We start from the raw sequence: 26,947 nt of genomic DNA on the forward strand, positions 1-26,947 counted from the left end.
CATGGCAGTTTATAGACAAGTACAAGTTTCATTTTGGCAGGATGCAAAAGTTATTGAGGAAATGACGCCAGAAGATAAGTTGTTTAATCTGTATCTTCTTACAAATCCACGTACTACACAAATTGGCGTATACCAAATTACAAAAAAGCAAATGGCTTTTGATTTAGGATACTCCATGGAAAGTATTAATTCACTCTTAGATCGTTTTGAAAAGTACCATAAATTAGTTAAGTATAATCCAGGAACACGAGAACTAGCGATTATCAACTGGGGAAAATACAACCTTAATAGAGGTGGTAAACCGATTGAGGATTGTATCCGTAAAGAATTAGATGGAGTATCAGATGTTAGTCTGGTTGGTTTAGTTGCACAAAAAGTTAAAAACGATAAAATTCGTTCCATTTTCGAAGAATTTCTTGTTGCTAACGATACGTCCGACGATACGTCAACGACAGGTGGGCAAGAAGAAGAAAAAGAAGAAGAAAAAGAAAAAGAACAACAACAAGAAAAACGTACGAGCGCGAAAGAAGTTGTTGAAGTTAATCCGATTTCTTTTTACGAACAAAATTTTGGATTCATTACACCTTTTATCGCAGAAGGTATTCATGCTTGGATTGATGACCTAAATGCAGAGCTTGTTGTTAAAGCCATGGAAATTGCTTTAGAGAAAAATACTAGAAATATGTCTTACGTAAATACAATTTTACGAGATTGGCACCTTAAAGGTCTTAAGACAGTAGCTGATGTCGAGGTGGCTGATAAAGCATTTCGCGCTAAGAAAATAGCACAGGTGAAGCAAAAACCAACTTATCAACAAAAAGGTTTATCTGAATCAACTAAGCAAGTATTGCAACAACAAGAGTCTTGGCAACAAAAGGTGCCTACTGATGAAGAACTTCAAGCATTCTTAAATAACAATAACGGGTGGATGCAATGAGTAATGAGATCATTCGTAATGTAGAAGCTGAGCAGAGTATTTTAGGGTCCATCATCTTGGATGGAGATTTGATTAAGGATTGTCGGTTAAAGCCTAAACAATTTGCAGTTCCAGTACATCAAGTAGTTTTTAAAACGATGTGTGACCTAGATGCTGAAGATAAACCAATTGATTTAGTGTCGCTGGTTGCAAAGTTTGATCCAAGTTTTATACAGCAAGTCGGAGGTATGGAGTTCTTTGTTAATTTAGCAGATACGGTTTCAACAACGAGTAACTTTTCGTACCACGAAGGATTAATTATTGAATCTTGGAAAATGAGACATGCTCAAGAAGTTGCTGGTGATTTATACAATCGTATTCAACAAGAAAAGGATATACAAGCAATTAGCGATACTATTAGCAAGTTAAATGCAATTGAGGAAATTGGGTATTCTGATGAGTTTGATTTAAAAGAAACACTTGTTGACCTATACGAAGAAATGCAACAAGACTTTGGAGATTTAACAGGAATTGATACAGGATTTAATGATTTAAATTATATGACATCTGGTTTTCAAGGTGGTGATTTTATTATTGTCGGCGCTCGACCATCAATGGGTAAAACAGCATTTGCTTTAAATATTGCCCAAAATGCAGCATTAACAGGTGTAGCAACGGCAATTTTTTCACTAGAGATGGGAGATAAACAGTTATTAAAACGAATGGTCTCTAGTACAGGGAATATCGATGGAACGAAAATGAAGAATCCTAAAAAGTTATTTAGCTTAGAGGATTGGAATAAGGCAAGCAAAGCGATGGGAACAATTAATAATTTGCCACTAGAAATTTATGATAACGCTGGAGTTACAATACAAGAAATTTTTGCAAAAACAAATAAGCTAAAACGAAATCATCCAGATAAAAGGTTACTAGTCGTAATAGATTACTTGCAGCTCATTACAGGAGATGCAAAGCACAAAGGAAATCGAATGCAAGAGATTAGCGAGATAAGTCGCAAATTAAAAGTTATGGCTAGATCTTTAGATGTATGTGTTATAGCCTTATCGCAGCTTAGTCGCGGTGTTGAAAGTCGCCAAGATAAACGCCCAATGTTATCAGATTTACGTGAAAGTGGACAGATTGAGCAAGATGCTGATCTCATCATGTTCTTGTATCGTGAAGATTATTACGACAAGGAAACACCAAATAAAAATATTATTGAAATCATTTTAGCTAAGCAACGAAATGGCCCTGTAGGTGTTGTAGAACTAGCCTTTATCAAGGAATTTAGTAAGTTTGTCAATCTTGAACGTAGATTTGATAACCAATTTAGGAAGGAGGCATAGTGATGTTGTTACGACAAGAAGTTGAACGAAGAAGGTTACTTATTATTCGTAAACTATTAGGCTTAGGATTAGCTGAATTATCAGACGGAAGAACGCTAGATCAATTAACTTTGACACAGCTTGAAGAAATTTTAGGAGCAAGTTTGAAGTTACTGGAGGATACGAAGAATGATTCTAACGAAAAATTGGCGTAACGGTGACACTGTTCATATTAAACGTAAAAAGTTCGAAGATATTCTTAAAGCTGTAAAGGAACTAGAAAAGCGTGGTTATTCATGTGTTCATCCAATTAGATCATTAGCGCAGCGGCAGAAAGAATTCATTCATAAGCGTACGAATGGAAAAATCAGTACAACTAATTATAGTTTTGGACAAGCTAATGCGGATACTTGCTATGTTGTGATGATGAGAAGAGAAAAGGGTGAGACGCATGCCAAAGCAGTTAACAATCTTTGATGTCGAACCAGTCTCAGAATTTAATATTAAAAGGGCTAAAGTTAAATATTCAAGCTCTCAAGTGCGTTATGCAGATGTAATTGTTCAAGTTCCACGTAGAGCTAAAGCAACTGATGAGTTGAAACAAACAACCGCATATGATGAAAAGTACGAACTATTTGAAGATTATACGATTGGAATTTGGCGATATAAACGGATAGAAGATCAACACTTTGATTGGGAAAAAGCTGAAGAATTATGTAAGCAAGCAAGGGATACTAAACAAGCAATTCCAATTCGACTTTACTTATCAGTGGAACAAACATTTATCCCAGAAGATGTTGTGCAGTATTTATGAGATTACACAAAATAAAAAAAGCCGAGATCACTCTCGACTTACTTCGACAAAGTAATTATAGCATATATGGGAGTGATTTCGGTGGGGATTATTAAAGAAAATATTGCAGAAATGAAAGCTGAAATAGATTTAAAAGAAAACAAGATTTATGTAGTAAAAGATGGACAAATCCATAAGATAGATCCACCGAACAGTGGACATGGTGAACAATCATTTGTATATAAAAATGGAAAAGTGACTCGTGTTGATGAACGAAAAACACAGTTACTTTGATACCAATTTTGAAATTAAGTTCCATGTGTTGGTTGTTGAGAAAAAATTAGAAGGTATTAATAAAAATTCCATTTTGTAGAAAAGGAGAATTAAATGAAAGGCCCTACAAAGTATCAATTATTAAAAGATGATTTTGATCATACTGTAAAACAGATTGAATTGAAGAATAAAGAGATTAAACTTCTTAGGGCAGGACGTGAATTATCCATATATGAGTGCCGCCAATTGTTTAACGAACGGATGAAACTTAAAGAAAAAATTGAGTTTTTGCAAGATGATGTTCAAGTAAGAGATGAACAAATTGAGGGGCTCGAGAAGGAATTACATGAATTAAAAAGAGCAGCTAACAAAAGCTAACTGCTCTCTAAAAAGGATTAAGAGAAAGAAAACTGGACTAAGCTGTTTAACAGCTTATCTATAGTATGTATTGATGGTGAAATAGTATACAAAAAAAGCAGTCAGCAAAAGCTAACTGCTCGGCTGGTTCTCCAAAAGGGGGGAAGGAGAAAGGTTAGGGACTTCATTAAAAGAATTCTGGCTATCGCCTATCTACAGCATTGACGAAATATTGAGTTTTATTCAGGGGGGGGGGAAGAAAATAGCTACTTTAAAACTAAGAGTTGTTAACGATAGATGGGTTATTGATTTAAATAAAATGACGGATGATTACATGGAATCTTATGCATACGACGGAATGCCAAGTTAGTATGATACGGGTGAGTTAGCATGCGCATCAGCGATTGGATATGTAAGTATTCCAGAAGGGCAATTAAATAAGATCATGGCTGAGTATAAGAATGGTGGAGAATGCGGATGGTGTGTGAAATTAGAAAAGAATTACGCGGACCACACTTATTAGACTTTGTTCCAGGTGAAAAGATGTGCCGCAATTGTTGGGAGATGAACCGTAAGAATTACTTAGGTGCGATTGGTGAAGATATTGGCCCATTCGATGCAAAATAAAAGAGCAGCTAGCAAAAGCTAACTGCTCACCCTTGGAGAGGGAAAAACAGGCATACAGGTTGTGAGTTCTAGGAGATGCCTGTTTGTAGTATGTGCAGATTGATAAATATTATGCGGAGGGATGAGGGATGAATAACAAGTGCAAGAAGTGCGGCGCAACATCAAATTTAGAGTATCATGCAGGGATTTATTATATATGCGGACATGACAACGAGGGGGAAGAAGAATGAGAGAGATTAAGTTTCGTGCATGGGACAAAGTATACAAACATTTTCACGAAGGAGACCTTATTAGAGAATACGTTATTGGTGAATTTATCGATAACCCAGAATACGAAGTAACACAGTACACAGGTATTAAAGATAAGAACTGTAAAGAGATTTATCACAAAGACATTGTTAGGGGCCATGATAATGTAATTTACATCGTTGAATGGGATGAAAAAGATGCAATGTTTTATTACAAAGATCCAGATGGAAACGAAGACGATGATTTAAGAATGAGCGCAGTTGCATTCGAAGTAATCGGTAATATCTACGAAAATCCCGAACTGCTGAAAAACTTAACCAAATAATGCCTTTATAGTCCTACTGGAAGAACCAGCGGACATCATTCTATGGAGCGATATTAATATCGTTCTGTAGTTTGGTGTCCGCTTTTTTATTTTACAAGAGGTGATGGAATGAAGTACTTTCGTGATCAGTTACGAGAATGGAAGAAACAGCAACAGAAAAAGAGGCCAAAACGAAAAGAAGAACAATTAAGTGTCCGCGATATAGAGGAATTAATGGGAATGTATCGACCAAGATATGTACGTAATCGCGGTGGAGCGTTCAGACAGAAGTAATTAAAAATAAAAAGGAGTGGTCTTACATGATTAAACAATTATCTTTCTTACCAAAAATCGATAGAACAGCAACACAGGAACGTTTGGAAGGTGTTCTTGAAAGTGTACGTATATATAGACAGTTTGGAATGATTCGAAAAGAAATGAAAGTCACTCCTTCTTATGGAGTTCAAGAGCACGGCCCTACACATGCAGTTGGTAATCCATTAGAAGATGTTGCGGTAGCAAATCTACAGCAAAATAAGCGTGAAGAATGGCTTGAAAAGATGTCATTTCGTATTGACCAGGCATTGAATCGTTTTGGTAATGGTCAATCAGGAAAGAACCAAAGAGATATTATTATCAAACGATATCTTGAAGATGATGATGTATGTGATTATATGATTTATAACGAAATGGGAATGAGTGAGCGGACATACAGGCGTGTTAAGGCAAGAGCATTCTATAAGCTTGCTTTTGCACTTAGATTAGAAGTTTATGAGCAAGAAGAGCAAGCGGGAGGTGATGGACAATGAATTTTGTTCAGCCTATCCGTGATCCAGAGCAGATACAACAAATAAAAGAATATTTGAAAGAGAAGAGTGAACGTAATTATATCCTGTTTGTTGTGGGTGTTAACACTGGATTACGCATTAGTGATATTTTGAAGCTAAAGATTGGTGACTTAAACGGAAGCCACATCTCAATGCGTGAAATGAAAACAGGTAAGCAGAAACGTATTCAAATTACTGCAGCATTAAGAAGAGAGTTGAAATGGTTCATTGAAGGGAGAGAAAATCATGAGTACTTAATTAAAAGCAGACAAGGTAGTAACAAACCGATTGGTCGTAGTATGGCATACAAAATACTTAGAAGTACAGCAGCAGAGTTTGGTTTAGATGAGATTGGTACACATACATTACGTAAGACGTTTGGATATCACATGTACATGCAGACAAAGAATATAGCGTTGCTTATGGAGATATTTAATCATTCATCAGAAAGAGTAACACTTAGATATATAGGGGTAAACCAAGATGCAATGGATAGAGCGATGACTAAGTTTAAGATTTAGTAATTCGCTTTTTATTTATGTAGATAGGCAGGTACAACATAAAAAGTATCGAATAAATACATTTAATAGTATTGTTTGCTTTGGATATGAATATTAGTTAAAGGTACATTCCAGTCAGTAACCAAAAAGACGATTAAATAACAGAGGGAGCAAATTACATGGAAAATATATTAAAAGTATCATCAAAATCAAATCCCAATTCAGTTGCAGGCGCAATTGCAGGCGTATTAAGAGAAAGCGGTAATGCAGAAATTCAAGTGATTGGAGCTGGCGCTTTAAATCAAGCAATTAAAGCCATTGCTATTGCAAGAGGATTCGTAGCTCCTAGTGGTATTGACTTGGTTCTTATTCCAGCGTTTCAAGAGATTTCAATCGATAATCAAGAAAAAACAGGAATCAAATTAATTGTAGGACCTAGAAAATCTAGGTCTTAGAAGAGACCAACAATATAAGAATATTTGAAAAGACCGATAGAAGTCGGTCTTTTTCTTTTTTACTTATAGTTAACCATTTTTATTGTGTTGTGTAACTCAAAAAAGAAAGTGTTATAAAGTTAATAATAGCAATGGGTTCAGCGTTTGGGGCAGTTACACAAAATATAAGATATGGGTAAGTGAAAGGGAGTAGAGTTTTAATTATATTTCATTAAAAAGTTATAAGAATTCCTTGGAGAGTATAGTGTTTTTATAAAAAAGTATCTCCGCAAGAAATATGTAAAAAATGAAGGGATATGAATATTTTTAGGCGAAAGTATAGTTGGATTTTATAAAAAAAGGGGGAATTTAATTGGACTTTAACGGAATTATGGGGAATCTTGTTGCAAGTGCAATTTATACTTTACTATGCTTTCTTGTAGCATGGATTTTTCAAACACGTCAAAAAAAGAATGAAGTAGCTGCTACCATAGTTAATCATACTCAGCATATTCAAATTATTAATTTTCCGCCACAAAAAACTACACATATAAGAACAAGTAGTAATGGAACATCTAGTGAATGGGTGATTCTTCCTATAATAGCTTTCATGCTTTTAACCTACTTATCGTTGGTTTATAAAAGCCAAATAATAAATTTTGGTTATATAACATTCTCCTTCGGTGTTATAATATCAATCTTAATAATTTACGGGGTACAAAAGGTAGTAGAAATATCTCAATTACCTATAAAAGATAAAATAGGATTGTGTTTTCCAGTTGTTTATTGGTGTATTTTCCTTGTTATTAATATTAATTTAGGCTCTCCGATAATAAGTGATTCTAATATTAAAAATGTAGAACAGATTATTGTAACTGGAGGATGGAGCGGATTAGGTATTAGATTTTTTAATATTCCCAGTACTGCTAATAAAGAATTTCTGACAATCATTCTTAAGGTTTCTGGACTTGGATTACTCTATATAAGTTGGATATACATGATTAGGTTTCAATTGTCTTTTATATTAAATTGGGTTGTTAATATAAAAAACAGAGGACAAGCTAACAGTTTTATAATGGGGTTTTATAGAAGAACGTTTATTTACAATGTTAATGGATATACTTTTCTAATTATTTGTACATTATTGCTTTCTTTTGTTTTTGTAAATGGATTTATATATTTGATATTACCGAATATGCAGGAATTTAAACCGTGATAGTTTAGAAGAGCTTATACAATGGCAGATTCGTGACCGCTTTTTGACCGCAAATGTGCCGGTTGATTTGGATTTATCGTGTTATATTTGTATTGTGAGAAGTGGCGGAAATAACACGACTCGCAAGGATACTTTTATAATTTAAACGGCCCTTTTTGTATTATGGTTAAGTCCTTGATTTCCGACAGCTTCGATGTTGCAGATTGAATGAACATTGAAGTATTGAAGAGCTTTTGCTCTTCTTTCAGTCGCTAACACCAAGAGCACATTGTATGTATTAACAGGGAAACGCATATGCAGTTGGCGATTGAAAGAGGTACAAAACCTCCTTAACCAAAAAGTATGAAGCGCACATGACTTGTCTATTTTTGAAAGACCGTTATCCTATTGAGATAGCGGTTTTTACTTTATTTGTGTGGAAGTAAAAACTTCATTTACCGTATTTATAGTAGAGCAGCTAATTCATGTTGCTCCTTTTTATTATGCAAAAAAAGGATGGTCACAAAATTGTTAAATCGAGTTCTTAATATGGATTGTTTAGAAGGAATGAAAATGATAGAGGATAAATCAATTGATATGATCTTATGTGATTTACCTTATGGAACTACATCTTGTAAATGGGACAGCATCATTCCGTTTGATCTGTTATGGGAACAATACGAAAGGATTATAAAGGATAATGGCGCGATTGTATTAACAGCAAGCCAACCATTCACAACAAAGTTGATTGCTTCTAATATGAAGTTGTTTCGTTATGAATGGATATGGAAGAAGGGAAATCATACAACAGGTTTTCAAAATGCAAATAGAATGCCATTAAAGAATCATGAAAATGTACTAGTGTTTTATAAGAAGTTACCAAAGTATTATCCGCAGGATTTAATTGTATTGAATAAACCAGTTCGACATAGTGGATCTAAGAAATTAAAAATACTTGGTGATCGAAGAGATAAGACATTAAACAAGCCGCATATTACTAAATATACGAATTATCCTAAATCTATTTTAGATTTTTCTAGGGATAGCAAAACATTTCATCCAACTCAAAAACCTGTTGCTCTTTTTGAGTATCTTATTAGAACTTATACACGTGAAGGTGAAACGGTATTAGATAATTGTATGGGATCAGGTACAACAGCTATTGCATGTATTAATACAAAACGTAATTACATCGGCTTTGAGATGGATGAAGAATATTGGAGATTAGGAAATGAACGAGTTCAAGAACATTTAAAGAATAAGTGATTAAGCACTCATTTGGATGCTTTTGTCACATTTTGAGAATGACGAGCATATACTGCTTGTACCTCTTAACTTTCGTTAAAAGGAATACCGTAATCCAAATCCCAAAGAGGAGTGCTTGTGGAAACAGGTGCTCTTCTTTTTATTGTGCAGAAGTAATAATAGAGGATATTAACAAACATACAGACATATATTTGTATGGCAGGTGGTTTCTAATATGCTATTCCCGATTTAAGAGGGTGCTTACTGAAGAGACGCTCTCTTTCACATTTTGCGAATGACGAACATATATTGGAGTATGGGGATGGTGGAAAAGACAATGTAATCGCTTATTCCTTCCAATACTCACACTTCTTGATATAGAGCATCCACTAGATGGGTTGCTCTTTTTATATTGTATGGAATATTAAATATCACATACCGTACTTGAAAAATGAAGAATAAATTAAATGAGAAAGCATCCATTCAGGTGCTTTTTCTTTTGGAGGATGGAGTGATTAGATGAGTTGGTTTAGTTATTTTCTTGGATGTGGGACAGGATTTATAGTTGGTTTGCTAATCATGATTCAGTTCCTCAAGGCAAAGGAAGTTAAAGAATTAGATTAATAAGGAGTGAGGATAATTGGACAGCGTTTTAAACGGTAAGATTGCTGCGCTTGGTCTTATACCTATTGATAAGAAAGCATATATCAAATACCTTAAACCTCATGAGAAAGCGTACAAGAAGGCTGGGATTGATGTTAATCGATTCAAGTATTACAAACTGTATGGTGAGAACCACATGCTTTACTCTATAGAATATCTTGAACAAACATTAATAAAAGAATTATTGGAAAGAGATAAAGGTAATAAAGTACGTTGGGTAAAGACAGATGAAAGAATATAAAACTAAACAACAGAAGCGTAAGTTCTATGACAGTGGAGCTTGGAAACAATTACGTGAACAATTAAAGAAGCGTGACAACTATGAGTGTCAAGAATGTAAACGAAACGGTAGTGTTCGTGTGGACACCAATGAATACAGCGAGAGTGCAAAGCGTAAGAAGATACAGTTAGTTGTCCATCATATAAAAGAACTCGAACATCATCCAGAGCTTGCACTTGATATAGATAATCTTGAAACAATTTGTGTGGATTGTCATAACAGAGAGCACGGAAGAACGTTTCAAAAGAAACAGAACAAATGGGAACACGATGAAAAGTGGTAGAAAAATTCATAAACAATACCCCCCCTAAAATATTTCAGCTTTTTTTCGTCTAAGGGGCACCGGAGGAGGGGGTTAACTGTCAGGTTTTTTTCGAAATTACGCACGTAAGGGGGGTGGGTAGATGGCTGTTAGTATTGTGAAATTAAAAGAACAGCTCATGAATAGTATTGACACTACAGATTTAGTCGAAGTTGAAAAGGTAGAAAGATACATTGATCTTGTAAAAGCATTTAGAAAAATAAATAAAACTATTAATAAAGAAGGCGAGTCCGTAACGATAAAAAACGGTTCTCAAGTTTTTGTTAAAGCCCACCCTCTTATAAGTGAGAGGAATAAAATTAACAGTTCATTAATTGCTTTGGGAAGAGATATAAAACTTGTTCCTAAAGTTGGTGCTTCTAATTCGGGTTATAGTACAAGTGATTTAGTATGATTAGGCAAAAGTATGTAGATGAATACATTGAACTTTATAGAAGTGGTAAAGTAAAGTTCAACAAAGAAAGAGAACTGTTAATTGAATATCTGGAAAAATACGTTTTAAACAGAGACGACTTGTATTTTGATGATGAAATGATTGAGAAGTGTATCCGCTTCGGTGAAAAGTGGTACTTTCCATTGCAATCATTTCAAAAATTCTTAATAGCATTCGTCTTTTTATTTTATAAGAAAAATGGTCGTGTATTTTATCGTAAATTCTTGTGGATGCTTGGCCGTGGCGGCGGTAAAAATGGTTTAATGACAGTTATTCTCCACTTTTTAATAAGTGAATTGCATGGTATTCCCGAATATAACATTTCCGTTGTTGCAAACAGTGAAGAGCAAGCAAAAACAAGCCCGGACGAAATTCATAAATGTATTAAAAGAAATGAAGTTTTACAAAGAGCTTTTAAAACAACATTAACTCAAACCATTTCGAAATCGACTGGAAGTGTAGTGAAGTTTAGAACATCAAACGGAGATACAAAAGATGGTCTTCGAGATGGTGCTGTAATGTTCGATGAAGTCCATCAATATGAAAGCAATAAAGATGTTCGTGTCCACATCAGTGGCTTGGGAAAAAAGAAAAATCCGCGTGAGTTTTACATTGGTACAGATGGATATGTAAGAGATGGATTTTTAGATAAATTAAAAGAAAAGGCAATGAAAGTTTTAAATGGCGAAGCCCGTCCTAATGCTCTTTTCCCTTTCATCTGTAAATTAAATGACGAAAAAGAAGTCGATGATATCGATAATTGGGAAATGGCGAATCCAATGCTATCTCAACCATTAAGCGAGTATGCTGAGGGATTACTTGAAACGATAAAGGAAGAATATGAAGACTTAGAGGATGATCCGAGCAATCGAGAAGAATTCATGACAAAGCGAATGAATCTGCCTGTTACAAATTTAGAACGGTCGGTTGCAAAATGGTCAGAGATTCTAGCTACAAATCGTCCATTTCCTGATTTATATGCCCAAGAATGTATAGGGGCGTTGGATTTTGCAAGTATTCGAGACTTTGCAGCATGCGGTCTATTATTTAGACAAAATGGGGAATACATTTTTAAAACTCATTCATTTGTTCGAAAAGAATTTGTTGATATCTATTACGGATATTCTAAAAAAGCAGGTGAGTTTAAAAAACAAAAATTTGCTCCAATAAAAGAATGGGAAGAGCAAGGTTTACTAACAGTTGTGGATGAACCGACTATTAATCCTCAACACATTGTTGATTGGTTTGTAGCAATGCGAGAACGATATGGGATTAAAAAGATTATAGCTGATAACTTCAGAATGGAAGCGATAAGACCATTATTAGTAGCAGAAGGGTTTGAAATAGAAGTTATACGAAACCCAAAAGCAATCCATAGTTTATTAGCTCCGCGTATTGAAATGGCATTTGCGAATCAACAAATTGTTTTTGATGATAATCCGTTAATGCGTTGGTATACACAAAATGTATTGGTTGTTATCAAAGCTGATGGAAATAAAATATATGAAAAGAAAGAGCCTGTTCGTAGAAAAACAGATGGGTTTCAGTGTTTTGTTCACGCTCTTTATCGGGCGGATGAGATACAAGAAGCAACTGATTTTGTTATAGGCAACATTAAATTCTAATAAAGGGGGTGATAACCATTGGATGGTTAGGTTCAGTGTTTAAAAGAAATAAAGAACTAGAATTCATGTTGGATCTGGACATATTTACTGATACAGCAAACAGGCTTCATATGAAACGTTTGGCAATTGATACATGTGTCTCATTTTTAGGAAGGACGATTAGTCAATCTGAATTTAGAGTAAGAAATGGTAAAGCATTTAAGAAGGATGAGCTTTATTATCGATTAAACGTAAGACCAAACAAGAATATGACCGCAAGTACCTTTTGGGAAAGGTTTGTTCGCAAGCTTATTTATGATAATGAGTGTTTAGTCATACAAGCAGATGATGGTGATTTACTTATTGCAGATGGATTTCAACATAATGAATATGCTGTATTTGAAGATACTTTTACTGATGTAAGGGTAAAAGATTATACGTTTAAGAGAAGCTTTAAGCAAAGTGAAGTTATTCATTTGAAGTATCGGAATGATAAATTATCTCCACTTATTGATGGACTATTTGCAGACTATGGAGATTTATTCGGCAGGATATTAAACTCTCAAAAACGTAAAAATCAAGTTCGTGGTACGGTTGATATGGATATGATTGGTGCCAAAACTGAGGAACAAATAGCAAAATTACAAGAGTTTATAGACAACATGTATAAGTCAATTGGTTCAAAAGATATAGCTATTGTCCCACAACAAAAAGGTATAAATTATAACGAGATATACAATGGTGTTGCGAATGGTCCAAGTGTGGAAGAAATTAATAAAGTAACAAATGGTTTCTTAAATCAAGTAGCTATGGCAATTGGTATTCCTATAGCTTTGATATATGGAGAAATGGCTGATGTAGAAAAGCAAACGAAAAATTATATGCTTTTCACAGTACGACCATTATTAAAAAAGCTATCTGATGAAGCGAACGTAAAATTCTTTGAAATGAGTGAATATCTTTTAGGGAGAAAAATTGAGGTTAAGGCTGTTTCCTATCAAAGTATATTTGATCTTGCGACAAGTATTGATAAGCTCATTTCTTCAAGTGCATTTACAGGAAATGAAATTCGTTCAGAAGTAGATTATGAAGAGTCAGATGATCCAAATCTAAATATCCATCATATTACGAAGAACTATACAAAATTAAATGAATCTGAAGGGGGGGAGAAATGATGGAACATGTGAATATGAATAAGCTTTTGAATTTAAAACGAGATATTCGTTTTGAAGCTAAAGGTGAAAATGAATACAAATTAACTGTTTATGGGTCAATTGGTGGATGGTTTAGTGAAAACAATGCTGAATCAGTAAGAAGAAAAATTCAAGATGTTAAAGCAGAAAAAATTCACGTTCATATTAATTCTGGTGGAGGTTCCGCTTTTGATGGAGTAGCAATTTGCAATCAGTTAAAGCAGCATAGTGCAGAAATTATAGTTCATATTGATGGTTGGGCAGCTAGTGCCGCGTCTGTAATTGCAATGGCAGGTGATAAAATCATTATGCCTAGTAATACTATGATGATGATTCATCAAGCGAGTACCTTTGAATATGGAAATGCAGATCTTTTTGAAAAAACAGCACGAGATCTACGTAAAATTGATTCAGCTTTAGCAGCATCTTATAAGAAGCGTTTTGTTGGGACAGATGAAGAATTAAAACAACTTTTAAAAGATGAAACTTGGCTAACAGCAGAGGAAGCAGTTGCCCTTGGTTTAGCTGATGAAATTGCTGATGAAATCGAGATTGATGATACGCAAGAAGATGAAGAAGAGGAAGTTGTAGAAAATTTCAAAGAAGGTTTAGTAGCTAAGTATACGAAACAACCAAATAATCAAAATCCAGAAGAGCCTATTCAAGAGCCTGTTAATACGAAACAGAATCTGAGTACGCTCTTTTTAAATTTAGGAGGAAAATAAAATATGGTGATTAAATTTAATAATTTTGAAGATAAGAAACTAGCTTTCGCGAAAGCAACGCAGGAAGGTACGCCAGAAGAACAAACAGCAGCATTGAATTCTATGATTGAAGCACTTGCTACAGATGTACGAGCAGATATTTTAAATCAAGTGAATGAATCAATGGTAGATCGTTCTATTATGCAATCTCGCGGTGCTAATGTATTAACGAGTGAAGAAATGAAGTTCTTTAATGCTGTTGTTGAAGAAGGTGGTTTTAAATCTACTGAGACTTTACCTAAAACAACACAAGAGAGAATTTTTGATGATTTAGTTCAAGGTCATCCGTTGCTAGAGCATATCGGTTTAGAGAATTTAGGAGCCGTGACAGAATTTATTTATGGAGATCCAGAGGGTGCAGCTGTATGGGGACCGTTATTTGGTGATATTAAAGGACAATTAAATGCTACATTCCGAAAAGAATCAATTACTCAACTGAAATTAACAGCATTTATTCCATTAGCAAATGATATGTTGAAGCTTGGTCCAGTATGGGTGGAACGATATGTTCGTACTATGATTACAGAAGCAATGTCAGTAGGTTTAGAGCGTGGTTTTGTAGCTGGTACGGGTAAAAATGAACCTATTGGATTATTAAAAGACCCTAGCGGAAGTGTCACGAATGGAGTATATCCAGATAAAAAAGTTGCTGGAACTTTAACTTTCGAGCCTGGTCGTAAAACAATTAATGAATTAAAAGGTGTGGTCAAATTATTGGCTAAAAAATTAAATCCTGATGGTAAAACAGATGCAGATAGACCAAAAAATGTTGCTGGTAAAGTAGTTATGGTAACAAATCCATTCGATACTTTTGATATTCAAGCAAATGCTACAATTCAAAATGCGGCAGGTGTATATGTAACGAGCTTACCTTTTAATCCAATCCCAACAGAATCTGTATTTGTACCTCAAGGACAAGTGGTGTTCTTTGTTAAAGGGGAATACATTGCAGCGATGGGTGGAACGGAGCCAATCCAAAAGTATAATGAAACACTCGCTTTAGAAGATGCAACACTTTATATCGCCAAACAATATGCTACTGGTAAACCAAAGGATAAATACACTTCACAAGTTTACACATTGAAACTTGAAGAAGTAACCCCACCAACACAAGGGTGATGTGAATGGATAAGGTAATTTCGAATGAAATATTACAGCAATTCAAAGATAGGATGCACTTAGGTGATGAGGAAGATGATAACCTAAAGCGCATCCTTTCTACGTCTAACAAGGCATTACTTAGGGTTTGTGGTGATTATGATTTAAACGCTAACGAGGAGTTCAAGGAATTAGTCTTTGAACGCTCTCGTTATGTTTATAATGATGCACTTGAGTATTTTGATAATAACTTTTTAAGTCAAATTAATAGTCTTAGTATCGAAAAAGCATTAGAAGAAATTAAAGTGGACGGTGAATGATATGCGTCCTTTTCAATATAAACAGCCATTAAATACAGGAGATTTCAGAAATAAAATTATTATTGAACAGCCTGTAACAATAAAAGATGATCTCGGTCAGGTTATTGAAATAGATTGGAAAGAATTAAAAAAAGCTTGGGCCATGATAAAAACATTAAAAGGATCAGAATATATTGCCGCTTCGTCTTCACAAGTAACACTAATTTATAGGTTCATTATCCCCTATACTTTGGGAATTACAGAAGAGATGCGGATTAATTTAAAGGGGCGTATCTTTGACATTATTGAACCACCGATAAATGATAATGAAGAGAATAAAACATTAACCATCATAGCTATGGAAAAGATGGGGTGAAGTATTATGGTTAGTGTTAATGACTTAGCTAATGAAATCGCTAGACAAGTAGAGCTATATACAAGAGAAGTAGAAGAAAAAGTAGAACAGGCAGCTGATGATGTAACGAAAGAATCTGTAAATAATTTAAAAACAGCAGGTGGCTTTGATGATAAATCTGGTGATTACCGCAAGGGATGGACACGTAAGAAAGTAAATGGTGTATGGGTTGTTTATAACAAAAAACATCAACTTACACATTTACTCGAGCGTGGACATGTAATTGCTGGTGGTACTGGCCGATCGCGGACATTTCCGCATATTGGACTAGAAGAACAGAAAGCCATCTCTGAATTTACAGATCGCGTTGAAAGGGCGATACGGGAATGACATTAGCAGAACTATTAAACATTTTGAAAGCTACAGGTTATCCTGTGGCTTATTCGCATTTCACAACAGCACAAATGCCACCATATATTTGTATCCTTGTGGATGGCTCATCTAATATGATGGCTGACAATAAGGTTTATCACAAAATAAATGATATCAATATTGAGCTTTACACAATTAAAAAAGACTTGATTGCAGAAACCAAAATCGAAAACGTCTTAGATGAACATGAGATTTCTTATGATTCACCATTTGAGACATTTATTGAATCAGAGAAATTATTTCAAAAATTTTATGAAGTGAGGTTGATATAAATGAATGAAAACAAAGTAGCTTTTGGTCTGAAAAATGTCCACTATGCACTCTGTGAAATTAAAGATGGTGTAGTTACATTCAGTACACCGATTCGATTACCAGGTGCGGTTGAATTAACGTTTGATCCACGAGGAGATTTAATTGAATTCTACGCGGATGACATGCTTTATTATGCTGCAAGTAATAACCAAGGTTATGATGGAACGCTATCCATTGCGACTATTCCGGAACAATTTGCAATCGATACATTAGGGGAGGAATTAGACGAAGAAGATGGTGTATTAAACGAATTAGCTGATGCAAAAGGAAAACCATTTGCATTATTATTTGAATTTGATGGCGATGTACGAGCAACGCGCCACGTTATGTTTAACTGTTCAGCAAGTCGTCCAACACTTGCATCTAAAACGAAAACAAATTCAGCGGAGCCGAATACAAATGAACTTAAATTTGTATCAAGTCCTATTGATATTAATGGAAAACGTATGGTTAAAACGAAAACTACAACTAAATCAAAACAAGAAATTTATGATAATTGGTACAAAAAAGTGTATACAAAAGTACCTGCATTACAAAAAGGAGCGTAATTAGATGGAAAAAACGATTGTAGTAGATGGTAAACAAGTTCGATTAAAAAGCACAGGTGGAACTCCTAAGCGATATAAAGCGCAATTTGGAAAGGACTACTTTTCAGAACTAATGAAATTATATCCGCTAATGAATGTAGATATGAATGATTTAGATAATATGGATTTTAGCTTATTAGATATGGATGTTTTCTATAACTTTACTTATGTACTGGCAAAAACAGCAGATCCAACAATTCCAGATTCAATTACTTGGCTAGATACATTTGATGAGTTCCCTATCTATGAAATCATTCCAGAAATTCAAGATATGTTAATGGCTTCTATGCAATCTAAAAAAAAGATGTAAGTGATGAGCAAGGGGCTGACGGTGGTGATGGATTTACCACTGAGACGTTCCTTGCATTGTGTTATAAATGTAAGCTTACAAGTTCAGATTTAGACGAAATGACAATTGGTATGTGTCTTGATTACATTAGTGAATATATCGAGTTACAGAATCCACAAAAAGAGAAAACAAGAAAAGCTACACAAAAAGATTACGATGCATTCTAAAAATGACTACCTATACAACGGGTGGTCATTTTTATTTTTTATAAAAAGGTGGTGAATGTGTGGATAAATCAATAAAAGGGATTACGATTCAACTTGGTGCAGATACAACTAAATTGGGTAATGCACTTAAAGATGTTACAAAGCAATCTGTGGCTTTATCTCAAGAACTGAAACAAGTTGAGCGTGGATTGAAATTTAATCCTGGAAACACAGAATTACTTGCACAGAAACAGCAATTATTAGCGGAACAAGTAACAGTAACAACAGAAAAGTTAAATAAGCTGAAAGAAGCACAAACACAGATCAATCAGAAGTTTGCAGAAGGCAAGATATCACCAGAACAATATAGGGCGTTCAACCGTGAAGTAATCGCAACAGAAAACTATCTAAAAAGCTTACAAAACTCTATGAAAGAGATGGAAGCCGAAGAAGGACGTATAGCTACTTCCACAAGACAACTAGAAACACTATTTCAAGCCACAGGAACAAGCGTAGACAATTTTGCTAGTGTTTTAGGCGGTAGGCTTGTCAATGCTATTAAAAGTGGAACAGCATCATCTAAACAGCTTGACGATGCCATTAATAAAATTGGTGTGGAAGCATTAGGAACAAGAACTGATTTAGAAAAGATGAAACAGATTCTTGCAACTATTAATGATGGTAATTCTGTAGAGAATGTAAGAAAAGAATTATCCAAGTTATCACAAGAAGCCGAACAAACAGGTAAAAAGTTTAAAGAACTTGATATCGATTTAGAAAATATGTTAGGTGCAGCAGTCGCTGGCGGTGGAATTGATAAAGCTATTGAAACAGCATTAGATTCATCAAAATTAAAAACGAAAATCGATATATCTTTTGATGTACCTGAATCATCTAAGAAGTCGATTGAACAAGCCGTAAGAGGCATTGAAGCGTATGGACTTGATGGGGAAGAGGCACTTGAAGGCGTTCGTAGACAATGGGCGTTGAATAAGGATGCTTCTGACGAAACGAATGCAGCTGTGGTTAAAGGAGCGGCCACTATTGCAGAATCCTATGCTGGAATTGATTTTAATGAGCTTATACAAGAAACAAATGAGATAGGCGCAACGTTAGGTATTACTAACGAGGAAGCTTTAGGATTAGTTAACACCTTATTAAAAACAGGATTCCCTCCAGAGCAGCTAGACATTATCAGCGAATACGGGGACCAGATGATGCAAGCGGGGTTCACAGCCAAAGAGGTCCAAGGCATAATGTCAGCCGGGATTGATACTAAAAGTTGGAATATCGATAACCTTTTGGACGGAGTTAAAGAAGGTCGTATTAAAATGGCTGAATTTGGTGCTGGTGTAGACAAATCTATGCAAGAGGTTTTAGATAAAACAAAGATTTCTGCAGATCAATTTGAAAAATGGGGCCAAGCCATTGCTGGCGGTGGTGAAAATGGACAAAAAGCGATGCTTGAAGCAACTAAAGCACTTGCTGGTGTTGAAGATGCAACCGTAAGGAATCAACTTGGAACGAAGATGTTCGGTACGATGTGGGAAGATCAAGGGAAGAAAATCATTGATACTATTCTAAAGGCAGAAGGTAAACAAGTTGATTTAAAAAAGGGAGTAGAAGATCTACACAGTTCTACTTCTAAATTAGATGCTTCACCAGCTGTGAAGATGGGAAAGGCGTTTGGAGATTTAAAAATGGCTCTTGAACCAGTACTAATGGTTATTGCAAATGTAATTGGTAAATTTGCCGAATGGATATCTAAAAATCCTCAATTAGCAGCAACATTGGCAGCTATAGCAACCGTAATCGGTGTTATATCAGGGACTTTACTAGCATTAGCACCGATAATTGTCACTGTGGCCTCCGCGTTAGGAATAGGTATGGCAGCGGCAGCAGGAATTGTTGCAATTGTTCCGATCATAATTGCAGCCATAGCGGCACTAGTCATTGCTATCGTTAAAAACTGGGATTCTATTAAGCAAAAGACAATAGACATATGGAATTCAATTATCGAATTTCTTTCTAACTTGTGGAAGGGAATTGTGGATACAGCTTCAGATATTTGGGGTAAAGTCGTAGAAGTCACGATAAATGTTTGGAATGGAATCAAGGATTTCTTTGCCAATCTTTGGGCTGGGATTGTAGAGATATTTACATCTACAGTAAATAGTATTAGCGATTTCTTTATTCAAGCATGGACAACCATATCAGAATTCTTTATGAGCATATGGAATGGTATTGTTGAGTTCTTAACACCAATTCTTCAAGGTATAGCTGATTTCTTTTCAATGATTTGGAACGGAATTTCAACTGTTATACAAACTGTTTGGAATTTCATTGCACAGTATCTACAGGCGATTTGGACAGCGATTTTGTATTTTGCTACTCCTATTTTTGAAAGTGTAAAACAATTTATTGTGGATACTTGGAATACAATCAGTTCTACTACAAGTGCAGTATGGCAAGCCATTACAGATTTCTTATCATCAGTTTGGAATGGACTTGTTGGTTTTGTTACACCAATCTTTGAATCTATAAAGAATTTCATCATATCAGCATGGAACACAATTAGTTCAACAACAAGTGCAGTGTGGAATGAAATCATTAGTTTCCTAACTGGATTATGGAATGGGATTGTTTCTACAGCAACAAGTATTTTCGATGGAATCAAAAATGTTATTTCAACTGTGTGGAATTGGATTAGTAGTACAAGTGATAGTATATGGAATGGAATTAAATCAACACTTTCTAGTATTTGGGAAGGTATTAAATCGACAGCATCATCCATTTGGGAAGGCTTAAAAGAAGCAATTATGGGTCCTGTCCGTTGGGTTACTGGTGCGGTCGAAAGTGCATTCGAAGGAATGAAATCAATCGTACTTGGTGTATGGGACGGTGTTAAAAGTGGAATTAAGTCTGCAATAAATGGAATTATTAACATGATTAATGTATTTATTGATGGCTTTAATACGCCAGCTAATCTATTAAATAAAATACCTGGTGTAGATGCGCCAACTATTCCACATGTTCCGATGTTGGCTACAGGTGGTCATGTTCTTGGAGATGGTCAATTCATAGCGGGTGAAGCTGGCCCAGAGTTATTCACTAAGAAGGGGAACAAGGTATCTGTTACACCATTATCATCAAGAGAGAAATCGCTTGGTATCACGGGTACAATTAAAGAATTAGTTGCGAATATGAACCGTACTATGGCTAGTAACATACAATCACTTAATGAAAATGCAATGCCTGTAACGAATGTTTCATATGCAGGAATGTCCGGTATAGATTCAGCTCCAAAAGACTTAGTTGTACAACTTACTGTAGATCAGCCTATCATTGTGGATGGTCGTACAGTGCAACGAGTTGTACGAAAAGAAAATATTCGTGAGGATAATATAAATTTTCTAAAAAGGGGGCAATAGTAAATGCCAGATACAATGATTTTATTTAAGAACGGACAAACTTGCTCCCTTAAAAAAGATTACAATGTAGAAACTTTAGAATTAACAGTAGATCCACCTCAAAAAGAATCAGACAAGATGAAAATAAAAGGACAGTTCGGTGTTCATCATTACAATAAAAGCTATACAGAGCGAGGGTGTCAATTAAGGGTTCTTGTGGATACAGGAGATATTGAGGGAGTATATGAAAAAAGAAATGAACTATATGCTTTATTTGGTAGGTTAGAAGATTTTTATATTATATATTCAAGAGAACCAGGCATACGAAGACGTGTTGAGTATGAAAACATGAAAATTAACCGTCCACCTGGTTCTTTATTATTTGAAATTATTGTTGAGTTTTCTATTCCTGATGGTTTTGGAGAAAGTATCTTTAGATCATTAGATGCGAAGGAATGGGATACGAATAAATTCGCTTGGGGTATGGGGTTAGAATGGGATGATAAATACGATTACACATTCAAAGAAAAAATATTTTATTTTAAAAACATCGGTTCCATGGAAATTAACCCAGCCCAACATGATATAACATGGCGTATTAAATGTGACCCGCGCTACTTAAAGATCACTAACTTTACTACAAATGATTCATTGACTATTTATAATCCGGGTGCGGTTTCACAGGGAATCATTGTTATAAAAGGACTTCATATAGAAGATGAATATGGTCGTAATTTGGTACGCCATGCTGATGCAGGTGAAATACATCTTGTTCCTGGCATAAACCAAATAAAAATTGAATCGTCTACATTCCATTGGTGTGAAGTAAATACGAGATTCTATTATTTATAGAAAGGAGCGAATGCCATGAGTTTATCAAGAAAATATTATATAAATACCCTTATATCTGCTGATGAACGGAAAGAATTGAATTTAGAAATAGATAACGTATATGTAGAGCTTGTGAACAACAACAAATTTATTACTGCAGTTCAACAGGCTCTTTTAAATTTAACAGAAAAAGAAGCTACTGATGTTACCGATTTACAATCACTAATAGCAAATGGTGATACAAATACTTTAAACATAGTTAAAAAACTGATCTCTGATTTTTTATCCGCAAATCCATCAAATTTTGATGAGGTAGTGGCAGCGCGATTAGGCGAAAAAACTTTATATGATTTTAATCAGAAGATAAAAACCAAACTTGATAATACAGATATATTTCAACAAGTTAAGGTCACTGACAATACAGGTCTTGCCTTATCAGTGACAGATACCAATGAATTAATAGGTAAATCAGGATTTTTCAGATATGCAGCAGGAGCAAAAGGGATGCCAACGGGAAGTACTGACGGAGTTGGTTTTTTTGTATCTAATAATAAAATGGACGTTTCAGTTCTTGCAATGGATAAGACAACGAAACGTTTATTCTTACGTTTAGGAACAGAGTGGCGGTCACTAGCTTTTGAAGGTGCTTATGATGACATAAAACAAGAGGTATTAAACGTAAAAAGTACTCATTCTTCATTGGATGCTGCAATTAGAGCGATGATTCCATATAACAGTGTTAATTATTACGGAAACGATAACGCAGCATTCCAAAAAGCCTTAAATGAATCAGCTGGAAAAACGTTAGATGTGCCAGCAGGAATATATACAATTGGCGATTTAGAAATTCCAAGTAACATTAGCATTCGCGCAGATCCGAATGCTGTTTTTAATTTGAAGGCAGGAAGTACAACGTTCTTTACAAACAAGGATACAGTAAATATCGGCGGATATGATAAAACAAGAAGTATCGTATTCAAAGGTGGGGTATTCGATTTAAAAAAGACAAAAGATGCAAAAGCATTTGTGTTATCTCATTGCCAAGATGTAAAAGTAGATACAAAAATTATTAATGGCGGAGAATCACAAGCATACGTTTCTTTGAATGCTGTGAAAGATTCAGAAATAGACATAGAAGCTGTAGATTGTACTGCCACAACATCGACAGGTGCAACAGTAGGTATTTATGTATTCAATGATAAAAACACGCTCACAAATCAAAATGCGAAGCCTTATGATATGACACCTTGTGACAATGTAACTATTAATCTCAAATTGAAAAATGTGAAAAAGGGACTAGCTGAAATTGGACCCGTAGATAAAGTGGTTCATAAAAATATCACTTATAATGTACAAGCTGAAAATGTACTAGAAGAACTTGGATTATTCAACAATATGTCTTATTTCAAAACAGAAAAAGTAGTCGGGAATGATATTGGACATGGCTTAGTATTCCAAATTCTTAATGATACGTGTGAAGATTTTACAATAACAGGTGTTAACATTCGCAATGGTAAAAGTAAAGAAACATCCCGCGGTGTTTGGTTCAAAAGCAAGGAAGGTGACAATGCACCGCAGTATAAAAATGTTCGTATTTCCAATCCTGTTATTCGATCGTTTGCAAAAGGTATCACAACAGATTATGGTTTTAGCGCTAAAATTACCAATCCAGACGTACAAGAATGTTGGGAAGATGGTATTTGGAATTACTTCACCCTTGATTGGGGCCTAAACGGTGGAACGGTCAAATACAACAATAAAAATGGTTGGGATTCCCGTGCTGATGTCCACATAGGTGAATTAGCTATTGATAATGGTAATAAAAAAGTATTTAGATCGATTCTTTCAAATGTCCAAGTCAGAACATTACGAGTAGAGAACTTACAAGATAGCATTATTAATAATGTGATCATTAAAGGTGGTGCTTTCTCACAAGTCGGTTCTAATCACAATAATAAAATCGATTATTTAGAAGTGGGTTGGTAGTATGAAGCGAGTGGAAAGACCTAAGATTGAACAGTTATCAACGGGTGAACAATTTCATTTAGTTGATATGAAACTTTTTGAGGTAATAGAGGGCAAGAACGAACCGTCCTCTATTCGTTTCGAAGTTCCAGATACAGATAAGAATAAACGTGTTTATCCGTATGTAGAAGATAGGAACCTACTTATCTTTGAAGGACAGTACTACATTATTTTAGTCAGCCAACAAGATGAACTTGGATTTAAAGATTGTGACGCAATACAAATTGGTGCCGAATTATCTTTACAAACACAAGAAAAAAAGGTTTCAGGTTACTTTTCTATAGAAGAAGCATTATCACATACATTTGAGGGAAGTAACTTCAAATATATCAATCGTTGCTCAAAACAAATTCAATTGCAGTTTGAGAACTTTGGTGGCGAAAGCCGAATGAAAATGATTCGAAAGCTACTGGATCGCTTTGATATTGAATGTATTTTCGATAATATGACCGTTATCTTTGCGGATCGCATCGGTAAAACGACAGACAAGTTATATAAGTTTGGTTATAACGTAAATGCTATTAAGAAAACAACAGATGATAGAAATTGTTACTTCTCTGTTTTATTACTTGGACATACACCATCTAAAGAAGAGGGTGAAGGGCAACAGTTTACGTATTATTATGAATCACCTCTTAAATACAAAATGCCAGAGCTCATCAGACATAGACAAGCTGACAATATTGAAGATGACAAAATTAAAGATAACGGAACAGCATTAGAACGCTGTAAGGCAGCTGTTAATGACATCCCTATTGTTTCTATCACTGTGGACCATAAAGAAGCAAACTTCGATGATTCAAATGAGCCAAAGGTCGGAGATAAGGCAATTCTCCAACATCACAAGTACAACATGGATTTTGATGTACGTGTAGTAAAGCGTACACGTTATCCATATGAGCAGACACCAAATAATTATGAGTTTAGTAATAAACGAGATGAACTTGTGGATAGAACGGAAGAACAAAAGAAATGGACTTCTGACATTTTATCAATTGTGAAAGACTTAGATAGACAATTACTAGAGCAATCAAACGGTTATGCAGAACGAATCAATAAGTTAACAGAAGAAAAAGCGGAAGAAGCGAAAAAAGAGAGCGATGCAGCAAAGAAACTTGCTGAGCTTGTAAAAGAAAACCAAAAGAATTTTCAAACGAATATTATCAAGAGTAATACAGAACCAACTCAAAACTTAGAACCTGGAAAATCTTTATGGCTTAATACAAGCGAAGAACCAAATATGCTCTATCTGTGGACTGGGACAGAATGGTCTAAGATTGGCGTGAATGCACCAGAGGAAATTGGTGCTGTTACAAAGGTTAATTTTGAAGAAACAACGAATAGCATTAAACAAAGTGTTGAAACTGTAGAAAAAACACAGACTGCACAGGGGGAGCAACTCAAACAGGCACAGTCTACACTTGAAACCCAGGCGGAAGCTATTAAAGCTAAAGTAACTATCACCGAAGTAGGCAACTATGTGAGTAGCATTGGTATGAGTAACTTAATTAGAAACTCATTATTAAAAACAGATTCAAGTCATTGGTCATTTGCGCCTAATGTTTCACGAGATACAGCTGTTACGTATAACGGTTCCTATACGATTAAAACAGATCAAATCGGTTTAACTACTGATAGTTGGCGTGGCGCCATTAATGAAAAAGTTCCAGCTGTAGCCGGTGAAGATTTTGTTATATCTGGTTGGTTTATGACTGACGACAAAAGTAAAATTGATAAAGGATTAAGATTAGAAGTAGAGTTTTTTAATGCTTCTGGTACAAGAATAGCAGCTTCTAATGTGGATTTTTTCCCTCTAGAAAATAATGTTTGGAAATTTGCGTTTGGAACATTTAAGGCACCAGTAGGAACAGTGTTTGTTGATGGGCGTTTCTATGTAATTAGAAATGGTCGACTTTGGGCATCTAAAATGATGCTACAACGCGGAACAAAGCCATCTGAATTTACTGAGAATGCAGCTGATATAGCTGGAAAAGATGAGTTATTAAGCCAAATTGCTGAAAAGGTAGCAACAGTTGATTATAACAAGAAAATAGAACAAATTGACCGTGACATAACAGCTAATAAAGACGGTATCACTCTTGCGGCCAAAAAGACAGAAGTGTACACACGAGTTGAATCTGATGGTAAGTATGCAACTGACTCGTATGTAAAAACGATGGAAGCTCGTATTAGCGTTACTGAAAAGGACATTCTGAGCACAGTTAAGGTTGGTAATGTTATATCAAGCATTAACCAAACAGCCGAAAAAATTCAAATTGAAGCGAAACGTATTAATTTAATTGGTGCAGTAACAGCAGAGTCAATTGCAGGTAAGTTATTAGAAGGTATCACTATTAGAGCAAGGGATCCAAACGATAATAATAACTTTACAGAGATGTCGAATGGCAGAATCTTTACACAAGGGTTTCAAACTCCAGCTCAATGGAATCAGTGGTCAAAGAAAGTTGTTACAGGATTAGAAAAGGGACTTTTTTATAGTAGAGGTTATAAAGAAGACGGTTCGCAAGCAAATTATGTAGAAATTGCAGCATGGGGCGCTTCGTTTAATACAGGTAATGACGGAGCAACATATGGATCGCAGACATTTACTATATTGGATAAAGGTCAACGTAAATCTATTACAGCTAAGTCATACGATGAATCTATGGGGTGGAAACCAACATTCACCATTGATAACCCTCAAAGCGCAGAACTTGTAAAGATAACGTCAAATGCAATTTATTTTTATAACATGAATAAAAATTATAAGAATGAATTGGTTACTGAGGATGGTGGTTC

General features: G+C 35.1%; 32 protein-coding genes. All 32 read left to right on the plus strand.

All coding sequences use genetic code 11. The annotated features are described in order from the left end of the window. The first annotated feature begins 1 nt into the window (after position 1). Positions 2-937: a DnaD domain-containing protein gene (locus BM350_RS11805; protein ID WP_090911792.1), complete on the plus strand. Its 936-nt coding sequence runs from the start codon at positions 2-4 to the stop codon at positions 935-937. Then, a complete protein-coding gene (dnaB, locus tag BM350_RS11810; protein WP_090911790.1) occupies positions 934-2,262 on the plus strand; it encodes a replicative DNA helicase in 1,329 nt (442 codons plus the stop codon). The genes BM350_RS11805 and dnaB overlap by 4 nt, the downstream gene beginning before the upstream one ends. A 2-nt stretch (positions 2,263-2,264) precedes the next feature. After that, complete coding sequence (locus BM350_RS11815; RefSeq protein WP_090911789.1) at positions 2,265-2,456, plus strand: Fur-regulated basic protein FbpA; 192 nt, start codon at positions 2,265-2,267, stop codon at positions 2,454-2,456. Next, entirely contained in the window at positions 2,431-2,718 is a 288-nt protein-coding gene (locus tag BM350_RS11820) for a hypothetical protein (protein ID WP_090911788.1), read from the plus strand. The genes BM350_RS11815 and BM350_RS11820 overlap by 26 nt, the downstream gene beginning before the upstream one ends. Continuing rightward, positions 2,693-3,055 (plus strand): cell division protein SepF, encoded by a 363-nt coding sequence (locus tag BM350_RS11825; protein ID WP_090911786.1) that lies wholly within the window; start codon positions 2,693-2,695, stop codon positions 3,053-3,055. Before BM350_RS11820 ends, BM350_RS11825 begins: the two co-directional genes overlap by 26 nt. Positions 3,056-3,136: 81 nt before the next feature. Beyond that, the gene (locus BM350_RS11830) at positions 3,137-3,328 is read left to right on the plus strand and encodes a DUF3954 domain-containing protein (RefSeq protein WP_090911784.1); all 192 of its coding nucleotides are present in this window, start codon (positions 3,137-3,139) and stop codon (positions 3,326-3,328) included. 93 nt (positions 3,329-3,421) lie between these two features. Next, entirely contained in the window at positions 3,422-3,685 is a 264-nt protein-coding gene (locus tag BM350_RS11835; RefSeq protein ID WP_090911782.1) for a hypothetical protein, read from the plus strand. Positions 3,686-4,135: 450 nt separating this feature from the next. Continuing rightward, positions 4,136-4,291: a hypothetical protein gene (locus tag BM350_RS11840; RefSeq protein ID WP_244547981.1), complete on the plus strand. Its 156-nt coding sequence runs from the start codon at positions 4,136-4,138 to the stop codon at positions 4,289-4,291. 226 nt (positions 4,292-4,517) lie between these two features. Continuing rightward, entirely contained in the window at positions 4,518-4,865 is a 348-nt protein-coding gene (locus BM350_RS11845) for a YopX family protein (RefSeq protein WP_090911780.1), read from the plus strand. Between the two features lie 108 nt (positions 4,866-4,973). Continuing rightward, entirely contained in the window at positions 4,974-5,138 is a 165-nt protein-coding gene (locus BM350_RS26920; RefSeq protein ID WP_090911778.1) for a hypothetical protein, read from the plus strand. A gap of 26 nt (positions 5,139-5,164) precedes the next feature. Continuing rightward, the gene (locus BM350_RS11855) at positions 5,165-5,653 is read left to right on the plus strand and encodes an ArpU family phage packaging/lysis transcriptional regulator (protein WP_090911776.1); all 489 of its coding nucleotides are present in this window, start codon (positions 5,165-5,167) and stop codon (positions 5,651-5,653) included. Continuing rightward, positions 5,650-6,192 (plus strand): site-specific integrase, encoded by a 543-nt coding sequence (locus tag BM350_RS11860; RefSeq protein WP_090911775.1) that lies wholly within the window; start codon positions 5,650-5,652, stop codon positions 6,190-6,192. Before BM350_RS11855 ends, BM350_RS11860 begins: the two co-directional genes overlap by 4 nt. A 158-nt stretch (positions 6,193-6,350) precedes the next feature. Beyond that, positions 6,351-6,626, plus strand: a complete 276-nt coding sequence (locus tag BM350_RS11865) for a stage V sporulation protein S (protein ID WP_090911774.1) — start codon at positions 6,351-6,353, stop codon at positions 6,624-6,626. 352 nt (positions 6,627-6,978) lie between these two features. Beyond that, positions 6,979-7,821: a hypothetical protein gene (locus BM350_RS11870; RefSeq protein ID WP_090911772.1), complete on the plus strand. Its 843-nt coding sequence runs from the start codon at positions 6,979-6,981 to the stop codon at positions 7,819-7,821. A gap of 507 nt (positions 7,822-8,328) precedes the next feature. Continuing rightward, positions 8,329-9,066 carry a DNA-methyltransferase gene (locus tag BM350_RS11875; protein ID WP_090911770.1) on the plus strand — a complete coding sequence of 246 codons (738 nt, stop codon included), beginning with the start codon at positions 8,329-8,331 and terminating at the stop codon, positions 9,064-9,066. Positions 9,067-9,685: 619 nt separating this feature from the next. Then, complete coding sequence (locus BM350_RS11880) at positions 9,686-9,949, plus strand: hydrolase (protein ID WP_090911768.1); 264 nt, start codon at positions 9,686-9,688, stop codon at positions 9,947-9,949. Further along, on the plus strand, positions 9,936-10,271 hold the full coding sequence (locus tag BM350_RS11885) for an HNH endonuclease (protein ID WP_090911766.1): 336 nt from the start codon (positions 9,936-9,938) through the stop codon (positions 10,269-10,271). Before BM350_RS11880 ends, BM350_RS11885 begins: the two co-directional genes overlap by 14 nt. 121 nt (positions 10,272-10,392) lie before the next feature. Then, a complete protein-coding gene (locus BM350_RS11890; protein WP_090911764.1) occupies positions 10,393-10,704 on the plus strand; it encodes a P27 family phage terminase small subunit in 312 nt (103 codons plus the stop codon). Further along, positions 10,701-12,368, plus strand: a complete 1,668-nt coding sequence (locus BM350_RS11895; protein ID WP_090911762.1) for a terminase TerL endonuclease subunit — start codon at positions 10,701-10,703, stop codon at positions 12,366-12,368. The genes BM350_RS11890 and BM350_RS11895 overlap by 4 nt, the downstream gene beginning before the upstream one ends. 8 nt (positions 12,369-12,376) lie before the next feature. Beyond that, positions 12,377-13,522 (plus strand): phage portal protein, encoded by a 1,146-nt coding sequence (locus BM350_RS11900; RefSeq protein WP_090911759.1) that lies wholly within the window; start codon positions 12,377-12,379, stop codon positions 13,520-13,522. Continuing rightward, on the plus strand, positions 13,522-14,265 hold the full coding sequence (locus BM350_RS11905) for a head maturation protease, ClpP-related (protein WP_090912612.1): 744 nt from the start codon (positions 13,522-13,524) through the stop codon (positions 14,263-14,265). The genes BM350_RS11900 and BM350_RS11905 overlap by 1 nt, the downstream gene beginning before the upstream one ends. Before the next feature lie 3 nt (positions 14,266-14,268). Continuing rightward, the gene (locus tag BM350_RS11910; protein WP_090911757.1) at positions 14,269-15,423 is read left to right on the plus strand and encodes a phage major capsid protein; all 1,155 of its coding nucleotides are present in this window, start codon (positions 14,269-14,271) and stop codon (positions 15,421-15,423) included. Between the two features lie 5 nt (positions 15,424-15,428). After that, a complete protein-coding gene (locus tag BM350_RS11915) occupies positions 15,429-15,722 on the plus strand; it encodes a hypothetical protein (protein ID WP_090911755.1) in 294 nt (97 codons plus the stop codon). 1 nt (position 15,723) lies between these two features. After that, positions 15,724-16,077 (plus strand): phage head closure protein, encoded by a 354-nt coding sequence (locus BM350_RS11920; RefSeq protein ID WP_090911753.1) that lies wholly within the window; start codon positions 15,724-15,726, stop codon positions 16,075-16,077. Positions 16,078-16,083: 6 nt separating this feature from the next. Further along, positions 16,084-16,446 (plus strand): HK97 gp10 family phage protein, encoded by a 363-nt coding sequence (locus tag BM350_RS11925; protein WP_244547982.1) that lies wholly within the window; start codon positions 16,084-16,086, stop codon positions 16,444-16,446. Next, on the plus strand, positions 16,443-16,760 hold the full coding sequence (locus tag BM350_RS11930) for a hypothetical protein (RefSeq protein WP_090911749.1): 318 nt from the start codon (positions 16,443-16,445) through the stop codon (positions 16,758-16,760). Before BM350_RS11925 ends, BM350_RS11930 begins: the two co-directional genes overlap by 4 nt. Next, complete coding sequence (locus BM350_RS11935; RefSeq protein WP_090911747.1) at positions 16,761-17,348, plus strand: major tail protein; 588 nt, start codon at positions 16,761-16,763, stop codon at positions 17,346-17,348. Positions 17,349-17,352: 4 nt separating this feature from the next. Beyond that, the gene (locus BM350_RS11940) at positions 17,353-17,697 is read left to right on the plus strand and encodes a hypothetical protein (RefSeq protein WP_090911745.1); all 345 of its coding nucleotides are present in this window, start codon (positions 17,353-17,355) and stop codon (positions 17,695-17,697) included. Between the two features lie 265 nt (positions 17,698-17,962). Continuing rightward, positions 17,963-21,313, plus strand: a complete 3,351-nt coding sequence (locus tag BM350_RS11945; RefSeq protein ID WP_090911743.1) for a DUF2207 domain-containing protein — start codon at positions 17,963-17,965, stop codon at positions 21,311-21,313. A gap of 3 nt (positions 21,314-21,316) precedes the next feature. Further along, positions 21,317-22,144, plus strand: coding sequence for a phage tail domain-containing protein (locus BM350_RS11950; RefSeq protein WP_090911741.1), 828 nt, complete (start codon positions 21,317-21,319; stop codon positions 22,142-22,144). Between the two features lie 15 nt (positions 22,145-22,159). Beyond that, positions 22,160-24,109, plus strand: coding sequence for a hypothetical protein (locus BM350_RS11955; protein ID WP_090911739.1), 1,950 nt, complete (start codon positions 22,160-22,162; stop codon positions 24,107-24,109). Position 24,110: 1 nt separating this feature from the next. After that, on the plus strand, positions 24,111-26,947 hold a 2,837-nt coding region (locus BM350_RS11960), incomplete at its 3' end, for a prophage endopeptidase tail family protein (RefSeq protein ID WP_170857693.1).

The sequence above is a fragment of the Bacillus sp. 103mf genome (assembly GCF_900116295.1).
In the GTDB taxonomy this organism is placed as follows: Bacteria; Bacillota; Bacilli; order Bacillales; family Bacillaceae_G; genus Bacillus_A; species Bacillus_A bruguierae.